Annotated in this window: 10 protein-coding genes; 2 read left to right on the top strand and 8 right to left on the bottom strand. The window is 62.9% G+C overall.

Translation table 11 applies throughout. The annotated features are described in order from the left end of the window. Window positions 1-1,144 (top strand): chaperonin GroEL (gene groEL, locus KF871_RS07620; protein WP_291140245.1); only part of this gene is annotated, 1,144 nt, incomplete at its 5' end. 187 nt (window positions 1,145-1,331) lie between these two features. Here groEL and tal read toward each other — a convergent pair. After that, on the bottom strand, window positions 1,332-2,273 hold the full coding sequence (tal, locus tag KF871_RS07615; protein ID WP_291140241.1) for a transaldolase: 942 nt from the start codon (window positions 2,271-2,273) through the stop codon (window positions 1,332-1,334). 63 nt (window positions 2,274-2,336) lie between these two features. On the opposite strand from tal, the gene KF871_RS07610 reads away from it, so the two are divergent. Beyond that, entirely contained in the window at window positions 2,337-3,185 is an 849-nt protein-coding gene (locus KF871_RS07610) for an SIS domain-containing protein (protein WP_291140239.1), read from the top strand. Between the two features lie 3 nt (window positions 3,186-3,188). On the opposite strand, the gene KF871_RS07605 is transcribed toward KF871_RS07610, so the two are convergent. The 7 genes from KF871_RS07605 to KF871_RS07575 form a co-directional block, all read right to left on the bottom strand. Continuing rightward, window positions 3,189-4,214 carry an ABC transporter ATP-binding protein gene (locus tag KF871_RS07605; protein WP_291140237.1) on the bottom strand — a complete coding sequence of 342 codons (1,026 nt, stop codon included), beginning with the start codon at window positions 4,212-4,214 and terminating at the stop codon, window positions 3,189-3,191. After that, window positions 4,211-5,182, bottom strand: coding sequence for an ABC transporter ATP-binding protein (locus tag KF871_RS07600; protein WP_291140235.1), 972 nt, complete (start codon window positions 5,180-5,182; stop codon window positions 4,211-4,213). Before KF871_RS07600 ends, KF871_RS07605 begins: the two co-directional genes overlap by 4 nt. A 2-nt stretch (window positions 5,183-5,184) precedes the next feature. Beyond that, window positions 5,185-6,096 (bottom strand): ABC transporter permease, encoded by a 912-nt coding sequence (locus tag KF871_RS07595; protein WP_291140233.1) that lies wholly within the window; start codon window positions 6,094-6,096, stop codon window positions 5,185-5,187. 81 nt (window positions 6,097-6,177) lie between these two features. Further along, window positions 6,178-7,755, bottom strand: a complete 1,578-nt coding sequence (locus tag KF871_RS07590) for an ABC transporter substrate-binding protein (RefSeq protein ID WP_291140231.1) — start codon at window positions 7,753-7,755, stop codon at window positions 6,178-6,180. Beyond that, window positions 7,752-9,032, bottom strand: coding sequence for a M20 aminoacylase family protein (locus KF871_RS07585; RefSeq protein ID WP_291140229.1), 1,281 nt, complete (start codon window positions 9,030-9,032; stop codon window positions 7,752-7,754). Before KF871_RS07585 ends, KF871_RS07590 begins: the two co-directional genes overlap by 4 nt. A 1-nt stretch (window position 9,033) precedes the next feature. After that, entirely contained in the window at window positions 9,034-10,014 is a 981-nt protein-coding gene (locus tag KF871_RS07580; RefSeq protein WP_291140227.1) for an ABC transporter permease, read from the bottom strand. Window positions 10,015-10,077: 63 nt separating this feature from the next. Further along, window positions 10,078-11,619 (bottom strand): ABC transporter substrate-binding protein, encoded by a 1,542-nt coding sequence (locus KF871_RS07575; RefSeq protein WP_291140264.1) that lies wholly within the window; start codon window positions 11,617-11,619, stop codon window positions 10,078-10,080. Between the last annotated feature and the right edge of the window lie 288 nt (window positions 11,620-11,907).

The raw sequence follows: 11,907 nt of genomic DNA, 5'->3' as shown, positions 1-11,907 counted from the left end.
CAAGGTCGGCAAGGAAGGCGTGATCACCGTGGAAGACGGCAAATCGCTGGACAACGAACTCGACGTCGTTGAAGGCATGCAGTTTGACCGCGGCTACCTGTCGCCCTACTTCATCAACAACCCCGAGAAGCAGGCTGCACTGCTGGACAACCCCTTCGTGCTGCTGTTCGACAAGAAGATCAGCAACATCCGCGACCTGCTGCCCACGCTGGAGCAAGTGGCCAAGGCCGGCCGTCCGCTGCTGATCATTGCCGAAGAAGTCGAAGGCGAAGCCCTGGCGACGCTGGTGGTCAACACCATCCGCGGCATCCTCAAGGTCGTGGCCGTCAAGGCGCCTGGCTTCGGCGATCGCCGCAAAGCCATGCTCGAAGACATCGCCATCCTGACCGGCGGCAAGGTCATCGCTGAAGAAGTGGGCTTGACGCTCGAGAAAGTGACCCTGGCCGACCTGGGTCAAGCCAAGAGCATCGAAGTGGGCAAGGAAAACACCACCATCATCGATGGCGCCGGTGCCTCTGCCGACATCGAAGCCCGCGTCAAGCAGATCCGCATCCAGATCGAAGAAGCCACCAGCGACTACGACCGCGAGAAGCTGCAAGAGCGCGTGGCCAAGCTGGCCGGCGGCGTGGCCGTGATCAAGGTCGGCGCAGCCACCGAAGTCGAGATGAAAGAGAAGAAGGCCCGCGTGGAAGACGCGCTGCACGCCACCCGCGCTGCCGTGGAAGAAGGCATCGTGGCCGGCGGTGGCGTGGCCCTGCTGCGTGCCCGCCAGGCCGCTGGCACCATCAAGGGTGACAACCCCGACCAGGACGCCGGCGTCAAGCTGATCCTCAAGGCCATCGAGGCGCCCCTGCGCGAGATCGTGGCCAACGCCGGTGGCGAGCCGAGCGTGGTGATCAACGCCGTGCTGGGTGGCCAGGGCAACTACGGCTTCAACGCCGCCAATGACACCTACGGCGACATGATCGAAATGGGCATTCTGGACCCGACGAAAGTGACCCGCACCGCGCTGCAGAACGCTGCCTCCGTGGCCAGCCTGATGCTGACGACCGAGTGCATGGTTGCCGAAGCGCCGAAGGAAGATGCGCCGATGCCCGCCGGTGGTATGGGTGACATGGGCGGCATGGGCGGCATGGGCATGTAAGTGCTCCTTGCCAGAGGGCGCATGGCGGCGTTGCAGCCGCTTGCCGTGGCGATGCCACTGTCTGCGCGGCTGCGCCTTGCCTGCACCCTCTGGCTGCGTCGATGTGATGCTTCGGCACGCATCGACAAAGCCCAAAACAAAAGCCCCGCGAGTAATCGCGGGGCTTTTGTTTTGGGGATCGAGGTTCTCAGACCATCAATGCTTCGAGCTTGACCGTGTCGGCAACGAAGGCGCGAATACCCTCGGCCAGTTTTTCGGTGGCCATGGCGTCTTCGTTGAGCGCAAAGCGAAAGCCCGCTTCGTCGAACTGCACCGCAGGAATGTCCATGCCACGCGCAGCGTCTGCGTCCAGAGCGCAGGCCAATGGCGAGTCGCTGGCCGCCAGTTGAGCGAGCAAGTCGGGGCTGATGGTCAGCAGGTCACAGCCGGCCAGCGCCACGATCTGCCCGGCGTTGCGAAAGCTCGCTCCCATCACTTCGGTCGCCACACCGTGGCGCTTGTAGTACTCGAAGATGCGCTTGACCGAGCCCACGCCCGGGTCGTTGGCACCGGCCATGGCGACCTCGTCCCACTGTGCACCGGCCTGCTTCTTGTACCAGTCGTAAATGCGGCCGACAAAAGGCGAAATGAGCTGTACGCCGGCCTGGCCGCAAGCAACAGCCTGCGCGAACGAAAACAACAAAGTGAGGTTGGTGTGTATGCCCTCGCGCTCCAGCAGCTCGGCGGCTCGAATGCCTTCCCAGGTGGCAGCGACCTTGATCAAAACACGATCGCTGGGAATGCCCTCGGCACGGTACAGATCGATCAGCCGCTGAGCCCGAGCCACGGTGGCGGCGGTGTCAAAGCTCAAACGCGCATCCACTTCCGTGGACACCCGACCCGGAATGAGCCCCAGGATCTCGCAGCCGAAACGCACCAGCAGGTGGTTCATCAATTCGACCTTGTCCGCGGTGCCATGCCGGGCGATGGCCTCTGCCAGCAAAGGCGCGTAGTCCGGCTTCTGCACCGCCTTGAGGATGAGCGATGGGTTGGTGGTGGCGTCCTGCGGTGCGTAGGCTGCCAGCTGTTTGAAGTCGCCCGTGTCGGCGACCACCGTGGTGAACTGTTTGAGGGCGTCGAGCTGATTCATGGCGCGATTATCGCGCCCGCTGGTAATAAAATTTCAATACTTTCAACCACCGGGTTTCACGCCATGCTCGATCGCATCAAAGCCTCGCTGCCCTCCTTGGCGCCGGCCGAACAACGCGTAGGGCGATTGGTGCTGCAGGACCCGCGCAGCTTTGCGAGCCTGCCGGTGAGCGAGCTGGCCGAGCGGGCCCACGTGAGCAAACCCACGGTCGTTCGCTTCTGTCGCAGCATGGGCTATGACGGCTTGTCGGACTTCAAGCTCAAGCTGGCCGGCACCGTCAGCGAAGGCGTTCCCTTCATTCACCGCAGCGTCGACGCGGACGACAAGACGGGTGACGTCATGGTCAAGCTGATCGACAACACCGTGGCAGCCTTCCTCAAATACCGCAACGACGCGTCCTCACATGCCATTGAGCGCGCGGTGGATGCACTGGTGGCGACCTGGAAAGGCAAAGGGCGCATCGAATTCTTCGGCGCGGGCAACTCCGGCATCGTTGCCCAGGACGCCCAACACAAGTTCTTTCGGCTCGGCATCAACGCCATTGCCTACAGCGATGGCCACATGCAGGTGATGAGCGCGTCGCTCCTGGGCCCTGGCGACTGCGTGGTGATCGTCTCCAACTCGGGCAGAACACGCGACCTCATGGACGCCGCCGACATTGCCCGCAAGCACGGCGCCACGGTCATCACCATCACCGCCAGTGGTTCACCGCTGGCGCAGGCCGGCCACATTCACCTCGCGGCCGACCATCCGGAGGGCTACGACCGCTACAGCCCGATGACCTCGCGCCTGTTGCACCTGATGGTCATCGATGTGGTGGCCACTTGCGTGGCGTTGCGCATCGGTGGCAACCGCCTACAACCGATGCTGCGCGAGATGAAAAACAACCTGCGCAGCAAACGCTACGCCTGAGGCTCAGATCCGGCCTTCTTCAACGGCGTGGCAGGCGATGCGCACGCCACCGACGGTCTGCAGCACCGGCCGCTCGTTGCAGCAGCGCTCATTGGCGTGCGGGCATCGCGGGTTGAACGCACATCCGGTCGGCGGATTCAGCGGGTTCGGCACCTCGCCCTGCACCGGTGTGCGCGCCCTGCCCGTGTCGTGCATCTTCGGAATGGCGTCGAGCAGCATGCGCGTGTAGGGGTGGCGCGGCTGCTCGAACAGCTCCCGCTTGGGTGCCAGTTCAACCAGGCGCCCCAGATACATCACGCCCACCTGGTCGCTCACATGGCGGACCACCGCCAGGTTGTGGCTGATGAACAAATAGGTCAGACCTTGCTGACGCTGCAGGTCCTTCATGATATTGAGCACCTGCGCCTGCACCGACACGTCCAGTGCGCTGGTGGGCTCGTCACACACCAGAAACTCGGGCTGCGTCGCCAGGGCTCGGGCGATCGAGATCCGCTGGCGCTGCCCGCCGCTGAACTGATGTGGGTACTTCACACGATCCAGTGGGCTCAGTCCCACCGATTGCAGCAGCTCATCCACACGACCCCGCACCCTGGCGTCGTCGGTCTCGATCTGGTGTTCGCGCAAGGGCTCAGCAATGATGTCTTCGACCCGCCAGCGCGGGTTCAGGCTGGCGTACGGATCCTGAAAGATCATCTGGATGCGTCGGCGCAGGGAACGTCCGGCTGGCGTCTTGAACGCAGCGTGGGCGTCCTGCCCATCAAACGCTAAGCCGCCGCGCGTGGGCTCATACAGGCCGACCAGCAAGCGGGCAACGGTGCTCTTGCCGCATCCGGATTCGCCCACCAACGCGAGCGTCTGACCCTTGGCGATGTCGAAACTGACGCCGTCCACCGCGCGCAGCAACTGCCGCGGCTTGCGCTCGATCACGCGGTTGAGCCAGGGTGCGGACACATCGAAGGTCTTGGCCAGGTCGGTCGCCCGCACCAGGGGCTGGTCTGCCTGAGGGGTCATGTTTGGCGAATCACTCATGCCGACTCCCCTTGCACGCAGAGCCAGCAGGCCGCTCGCGTGGCGCCCGCATCCTGGAGCTCCGGTCGTTGCGCGTGGCATCGGTCGAAGGCCTGCTCGCAGCGCGGGTTGTAGGCGCAGCCCTTGGGAATCGCGTTCAGGCGCGGCATGGCGCCATCGATCTGGTGCAAGCGCTCTCGCTCCTGGGTCATGTCCGGAATGCAGGCCATGAGGCCACGCGTGTAGGGATGGGCCGGGTGGTTGATCACTTCGTGCACCGGCCCGATCTCGGCCACGCGGCCGGCGTACATCACCGCCACGCGATCGCAGGTTTCGGCAATGACACCCATATCGTGCGTGATCAGCATCACCGCTGCGCCACGCTGTTTGCAGATGGTCTTGAGCAGCGTGATGATCTGCGCCTGGATCGACACATCAAGCGCCGTGGTGGGCTCATCGGCCACGATGAGTTGCGGCTCGGCGGCCAGCGCCAGGGCAATCACGACGCGCTGGCGCATGCCCCCGGAGAACTGGTGCGGGAAATGATCGATACGGTGTTCGGCCGCGGGGATGCCCGTGTCGCGAAGCAGCTGGATCGCCCGCTCCCGCGCTTCGGCGGCACTCACCGGCAAGTGGGTGGTGATCGTCTCGATCAGTTGACGGCCGACCGAATAGAGCGGATTGAGCGAGGTCAGCGGGTCCTGGAAGATTGCACCGATCTTGCGGCCGCGGATGCGACGCAAGGCCTCGTGCGGCAGGTCGTCGATGCGCTGGCCTTCGAGCACGATTTCGCCAGACGCGATGCGCCCGGGTGGTTCGAGCAATCCGATGATGGAGGCGCCTGTGAGCGATTTGCCCGCGCCGGATTCGCCCACCACACCGAGGATCTCGCCCGGCGCGATGTCGAAAGAAATGTCGTCGAGTGCGCGCAGCGTGCCGCGTCGGGTCGGAAACTCGACCACCAGGTTTTTGACTTGCAGCAGGCTCATGGTCAACGCAGTCGGGGGTTCAGAGCGTCACGCAACCAGTCGCCCAGCAAGTTCACGCTCAAGGCAATGAGGATGAGCATCAGACCCGGGAAGATGGTGATCCACCATTCGCCAGAGAACAGATAGTCGTTGCCGACGCGAATCAAGGTGCCCAGTGATGGCGAGGTGGGCGGCGCGCCCACACCCAGGAAGGACAGGGTCGCTTCGGTGATGATGGCCGTGGCCACCTGGATGGTGGCCAGCACCAGCACCGGCCCCAACACGTTGGGCAGCACATGACGCCGCATGATGCGCAGCGGTGCAACACCGGTCACGCGGGCCGCCTGCACGTATTCCTTGTTGCGTTCCACCAAGGTGGAGCCTCTTACCGTGCGCGCGTATTGCACCCAACCGGTGAGCGTGATCGACAGGATGAGCACACCAAAAGCCAGACTGTCGTGCGCATTCGGAAACATCGCCCGGCCCACACCGGCAATCAGCAATGCCACGAGGATCGCGGGGAACGACAGCATCACGTCGCACAGGCGCATGAGGAAGGCATCAACCCACCCGCCCATGAAGCCGGCCAGCAGGCCCAGCGTCACGCCGATGAGCACGGACAGCAGCACCGATGCAAAGCCGACGGCCAGCGAAATGCGGGCCCCGTACATAAGGGCCGACAGGATGTCGCGCCCCTGATCGTCGGTGCCGAAGATGAAGTCAGGATTGCCGCCCTCTTGCCACATGGGCGGCAGGCGCGCATTCATGAGGTCGAGCGTGGCCAGATCGAAAGGGTTGTGCGGCGCAACCCAATTGGCAAACAGCGCGCAGAAGACGCAAACGATGGCGATCAGGGCCGCAACGATGGCTGTCGGCGTGGTGCGAAAGCTGTGGCCGACATCGCTGTCGAAAACCTTGTGCAGGAAGGCAAGCACGTTGGATTCCTGGAAACGGGAAACAAACGGGCGGACACCACAGGGCTGCTGTGGCACCCGCCCGTACTCGTTGTGATCGGCTTACTTCACCGACATGTAGCGGAAGGGCATGAAGTTGTCGGCCAGTTGGGCCAGGGTTACGTTGCTGGCAACGCCCCAGGCCAGTGCCTGCTGGTGCAGCGGCAGGTGACCAATGTCGTCCTGGTGCATCTTGAAGGCTTCGCGAATCATGGCGTCGCGCTTGCCCTTGTCGGTCTCCGACTGGATCTTCAAGGTCAGCTCATCCACCTTGGGATTGCAATAGGAGCCGAGGTTGAATTGACCTGCACCCTTGTCGTCCACGCAGCGGATCAGCGCATTCAACACGTTGTGCGAGTCGTACGTGCCAGGCGTCCATCCCAGCAGATAGAAGCTGGTGTCGCGGCGCAGGATTTTCGGGAAGTAGGTGCCCTTGGTCTCCGCCTGCAGGTTGATCTTCACGCCCACGCGTGCCAGGTTGGCAGCGACCGCCTGACAAATGTTGGCGTCGTTGACGTAGCGATCGTTGGGGCAATTCATGCCCACCTCGAAACCATTCGGGTAACCGGCTTCGGCCAGCAGCTTCTTGGAAGCTTCCGGGTCGTAGGGGAGTCGGGTGTTCATGGCCGGGTCGAAGCCATTGATGCCAGGGCCGACCATCAGCGCCGTTGGGTTGGAGGCGCCGCGCATCACAGTGCGCTGAATGCCGGCGATGTCGATGGCTTGATAGAAGGCCTGACGAACGCGCTTGTCCTTGAACGGATTCTTGCCCTTCACGTTCGAGTACAGCAGTTCATCACGCTTCTGGTCCATACCCAGGAAGATCGTGCGCAGCTCCGGGCCCTGCATCACCTTGGACTTGCCGCTGGCGTTGATGCGTGCAACGTCCTGCAGCGGCACCGGTTCGATCACATCCACCTGACCCGACAACAGTGCGGCCACGCGGGTCGCGTCGTTGCCGATCGGGGTGTACTCGACGTTGATCACATTGCCTTCAATCTTGCCCCAGTAGCTGCCATTGCGCTGGAAGCTCGTCTTGACGTTGGGCTGGCGCTCGCGCAGGCGGAAGGGGCCGGTGCCATTGGCGCGGAACGAGGCAGCGTTCTCGATACCTTTGCGGCGATCGACCGGACGCGTAGCCTGGTTTTCCTCACACCATTTCTTGCTCATGATGTAGAGCAGAGAGATGACGTCGGGAAGGATGGGGAACGGCGCCTTGGTCTCGATTTCGACCAGGTGGTCGTTGACCTTGCGGACCTCTTTGACGTCGTTGACGTAGCTCTTCATGTCGGAGCCGTCACCGGCTGCGCGGGCAAACGAGAACAACACGTCGTCGGCCGTGAAGGCTGAACCATCGTGAAATTTCACGCCCTTGCGCAACTCGAACGCCCAGACGTTGGGCGAGGTCTGCTTCCAGCTGGTGGCCAGCGCCGGCGTCAGCTTGAGATTGCGGTCCCGCCCCACCAACGGCTCATAGACGTTGCCGGTGACACTCAACTGCAGCGACTCGTTGAGCGAATGTGGGTCCATGGACAAGGCATCGCCCTGGTTGCCGATGCGAACGGTTTGTGCCGAGACGACACCGGCCGCGGCCAATGCGCCGGCCACCAACAAGGCGGCCGCGGTTTTTCTGAGGGTCATGCTTCGCTCCTGACGGGGGTGGGTGAAACGGAACTGGATTTGCCGACCGGCGTGGCGTCGTCGGCCAACGGCATGCCCTGCTCGATCAGGCCCGCATGCAAGGCGGCACCCAATGGCAGAACGTCGTCGTTGAAATCGTATCGGCTGTTGTGCAGGAAGCAGGCGCCCTGCCCGTTCTCGGCGCCCTGGCCAAGACGCAGGTACGCGCCGGGCTTGACCTGCAACATGAAGGAAAAATCCTCGGCCCCCATGCTGGGGTCCATGTTGCGGTCCACGTGTTCATGGCCGACCAGCTTCTGCGCCACATCGGTGGCGAAGCGGGCTTCGTCGCGCGTGTTGATGGTGGCCGGGTAGATGCGCTCGTAGTTCAGGTGGGCCGAGGCACCAAGGCCGAGGGCCACGCCCGAGCAAACCTCGTGCAGACGCTTCTCGACCATCGCCTGCACCTCAGGGTTGAATGTGCGCACCGTACCCACCAGGCGCGCTGTGCCGGGGATCACGCTGAAGGCACCGGGGTCGCCAGCCTGCATGGCGCACAGGCTGATCACGGCGCTGTCGATCGCGCGCACGTTGCGCGAGACGATGCTTTGCACCGCCGTGATGATGTGCGCCGCCACCAGCACCGGGTCTACCGCCGCGTAGGGGTGCGCGCCGTGCCCGCCCTTGCCTGTGATCTCGATGGTGATGCGGTCGGCCGACGCCATCATAGGACCCGGGTTGACACCCACAGTCCCCGGACGCATCTGGGGCCAGTTGTGCATCGCAAACACCGACTGCACCGGAAAGCGCTCGAACAGGCCGTCTTCGATCATGGCCTTGGCGCCTGCGAAGCCTTCTTCGCCGGGCTGGAAAATCAGCACGGCGGTACCGTCGAAGTGGCGTGTTTCGGCCAGGTAGCGCGCAGCGCCCACCAGCATGGCCGTGTGGCCGTCGTGACCACAGCCGTGCATCATGCCGGGCTTGCTCGACTTCCAGGCGAAGTCGTTGTGCTCCGTCATGGGCAAGGCGTCCATGTCGGCGCGCAAGCCGATCATGCGGCCGCTGCTGTTGCGCCGCCCGTGGATCAAAGCCACCACGCCGGTCTTGCCCAGACCCGTGTGGAGCTCGTCAACGCCACATACCTTGAGCGCCTCGACCACCCGTTTGCTGGTGTACTGCTCTTCGAAACCCAGCTCGGGATGCGCGTGCAGGTCGCGGCGCAAGGCCGTCATCTCGGGGTGAAACGCCGCGATGTGGCCAAAGGCGCGGCCGTGGGCGCGGATGCGTGAAGCTTGCATGTCAGTGCCCCCCGGCCTTTTCGGCCCGCAGGCGAGGATCGACCACGAAGTACAGCAGATCGACGATCAGGTTGATCACCACAAAGATCAGGGCGATCAGGCACAGGTAGGCCGCCATGACCGGAATGTCTGCGAAGGTGACTGCCTGAATGAACAGCAGACCCATGCCCGGCCACTGGAACACGGTCTCGGTAATGATCGCGAAGGCAATCAGACCGCCCAGTTGAAGCCCGGTGATGGTCATCACCGGCACCAGCGTGTTCTTGAGCGCGTGCCCGAAGTGCACGGCCCGGTTGGTCAGGCCACGCGCCCGCGCGAACTTGATGTAGTCGGTGCGCAGCACCTCGAGCATCTCGGCGCGCACCAGCCGCATGATCAGTGTGAGCTGAAATATCGCCAGCGTGATGGCCGGCAGTGTGATGTGCAACCAGCCCTTGGGCGTGAGAAGGCCCGAGGTCCACCATCCGATCTGCACCACATCTCCTCGGCCGAAACTGGGGAACCAGCCCAGGTGCACCGCGAACACCAGGATCAACAGGATCCCGATCAGGAAGGTCGGCAGCGACACGCCCAGCAGCGACAAGGTCATGAACACCTGGCTGGTGAAGGTGCCGCGCTTGAGCGCTGCATAAACCCCCATCGGGATGCCGATGACCAGCGACAGCACGGCCGCGACGACAGAGAGCTCCAGCGTGGCCGGCAAGCGCTCGGTGATCAGACGCGACACCTTCGCACCCTGGCGCAGGCTCAAGCCGAATTCGCCTTGTGCAGCGTTGAGCAGGAAGTGCCAGAACTGGACGAAGAACGGTTGGTCCAGCCCCAGATCGGCGCGCATCTGGCGAATTTGCTCAGGCGTCGCATCCTGACCCAACAGAAAGACCACCGGATCACCCACGTACTGAAAGAGCATGAAGGCAATCAGCGCCACGCTGACCATGACGATCAGCGCCTGCACGAGCCGCCGGAGGATGAATGCAAGCATCGATGTGAAAGCAAGAGAGGGTCGCGCCTGACGGTGAGCGACCCTCTGCGGTCGAACGGCTGATCAGTTTACCTTTACCAGGCGCATGTCCAGGCGGTTGTCGGCGCGGTGCACCACCTCGATGTTCTTCTTCATGGCCCAGGGGATGATCTGGTTGTGCAAAGGGATGTGTGCCACATCCGTGTTTTGCAGCTCAAGGGCTTCTGTCAGCAGTCGCTTGCGGATGAGCGGATCGGTTTCGGTCTTGGCGCGATCGACGATCTGGTCCATCTTCGGGTTGCTGTAGCGACCCACGTTGTAGTTGCCGTCGCCACCCGGGCCGACAGTGCGCACCAGCGATTGCAGGCTGTAGAGCGCGTCAAACGTCGGCACGCCCCACCCCAGCATGTAGATGCTGGCCTCGTAGCGCTGGATCATCGGGAAATAGGTCGACAGTGGCTGGGTGCGCAGCTTGGCCTTCACCCCGATCCGCGCCCACATCGCAGCCACCGCCTGGCAAATGGCTTCGTCATTGATATAGCGGTTGTTTGGGCAGGCAAAGTCCACCTCGAAACCTTCGCCATAGCCGGCATCGGCCAGCAGCTTTTGCGCGGCTGCCGCATCGTAGGGGTGGCGACGATGTACCGAGTCGCTCCAACCGGCGACCTGCGGAGCAACCAGGGCGCCAGTGGGTTGCCCCAGCCCACGCAGGGTCACGCGAGAAATCGCATTGGTGTCGATCGATTGGTACAGCGCCATACGAACACGCACATCCTTGAGCGGGTTCTTTCCTTTGACGTTGCTGCCCACCAATTCGTCGCGATGCTGGTCCATTCCGAAGAAGATGGTGCGGTTCTCGACACCATCCACCACCTTCAGTGCCCCATCCTGGCGCAAACGGGGCAAGTCCTGAGGGCTGGGGTCCAGCACGAAGTCCACTTCGCCCGACAGCAAGGCCGCCATCCGCGTGGCGGTGGCTTTCACCGGCGTGTAGACGACTTCACTGACGTTGGTGTCCGCCTTGCCCCACCAGTTCGGGTTGCGCACCAGCACCATCTTCTGGTCCTGAACCCATTCCTTCAGCATGAACGGACCAGTCCCGTTGGTGTTGCGGTGCGCAAAATTCTCATCCTTGGTCTTGATGTCCTTGGGCGCCACCGAGTTGTTCTTCTCTGCCCAGGTCTTGCTCATCATGCGCAACTCGGTCAGCTGATTGAGCAGCACTGGATTGGGGCCTTTGGTGAAGATGTCGATGGTGTTGCCATCGACCTTCACGATCCGATCGAATCCCTGGATGTAGGGCGTGAAGTTCGAGGTGGGCGCCATGGCGCGCTGCAGCGAAAACACCGCGTCGTCTGCCGTGAACGCTGAGCCATCGTGGAATTTCACACCCGAGCGGAGCGTGATGCGCAACTGCGTCGGGCTGACCTCCGCCCATGCGGTGGCCAGCATGGGCTCAGCCTTGAAGGTGCGGCTGTTGTAGTAGACCAATGACTCGTACACGGACGCATGAATGCCGTTCGCCAGGGCGTTGTTCTGTGAATGGATGTCCCACGTCGGGATGTCGCTGGCGCTCGTCCACTTGAAGGTCTTTGCATGTGCACCGACCATCGCCAGCATGGCCATCAGACCAAAGACAAAGAAGCGGGCATTCGTCGAAATCTGCTTCATCGTTGACACCTGAACAAAATGAGGTGCCGGCAATATGCAACAAGCGTTCCCGCTTCGGCGAGGGGGCTTACCCGTATCAGTTCAGGTGCCCCGCAGGGCGCATGCGAAACGTCCAATCGGGTCGCAACCCTCCCCCATGTGCATGAGCCAGCGCCATTGGCGATACCCCATGGGGTCAGGCAGGGCGCGGAACGGACCTAAAGTGCGCGCGCCCGGTCGATCGGCTGGGCTTTTCTCAATCAC

The sequence above is a fragment of the Hydrogenophaga sp. genome (assembly GCF_019635465.1).
Taxonomy (GTDB): domain Bacteria; phylum Pseudomonadota; class Gammaproteobacteria; order Burkholderiales; family Burkholderiaceae_C; genus Hydrogenophaga.
The sequence above is the reverse complement of the archived record's forward strand: the minus strand, read 5'-3'. Positions and strand labels throughout refer to the sequence as shown.

What these genes read in the sequence shown, in the direction of transcription:
- KF871_RS07575 (WP_291140264.1), bottom strand. Translation starts at nt 11,619, where the DNA reads ATGGCCATGCTGGCGATGGTCGGTGCACATGCAAAGACCTTCAAGTGG.
- KF871_RS07610 (WP_291140239.1), top strand. Translation starts at nt 2,337, where the DNA reads ATGCTCGATCGCATCAAAGCCTCGCTGCCCTCCTTGGCGCCGGCCGAA.
- KF871_RS07600 (WP_291140235.1), bottom strand. Translation starts at nt 5,182, where the DNA reads ATGAGCCTGCTGCAAGTCAAAAACCTGGTGGTCGAGTTTCCGACCCGA.
- KF871_RS07605 (WP_291140237.1), bottom strand. Translation starts at nt 4,214, where the DNA reads ATGAGTGATTCGCCAAACATGACCCCTCAGGCAGACCAGCCCCTGGTG.
- KF871_RS07590 (WP_291140231.1), bottom strand. Translation starts at nt 7,755, where the DNA reads ATGACCCTCAGAAAAACCGCGGCCGCCTTGTTGGTGGCCGGCGCATTG.
- KF871_RS07580 (WP_291140227.1), bottom strand. Translation starts at nt 10,014, where the DNA reads ATGCTTGCATTCATCCTCCGGCGGCTCGTGCAGGCGCTGATCGTCATG.
- tal (WP_291140241.1), bottom strand. Translation starts at nt 2,273, where the DNA reads ATGAATCAGCTCGACGCCCTCAAACAGTTCACCACGGTGGTCGCCGAC.
- KF871_RS07585 (WP_291140229.1), bottom strand. Translation starts at nt 9,032, where the DNA reads ATGCAAGCTTCACGCATCCGCGCCCACGGCCGCGCCTTTGGCCACATC.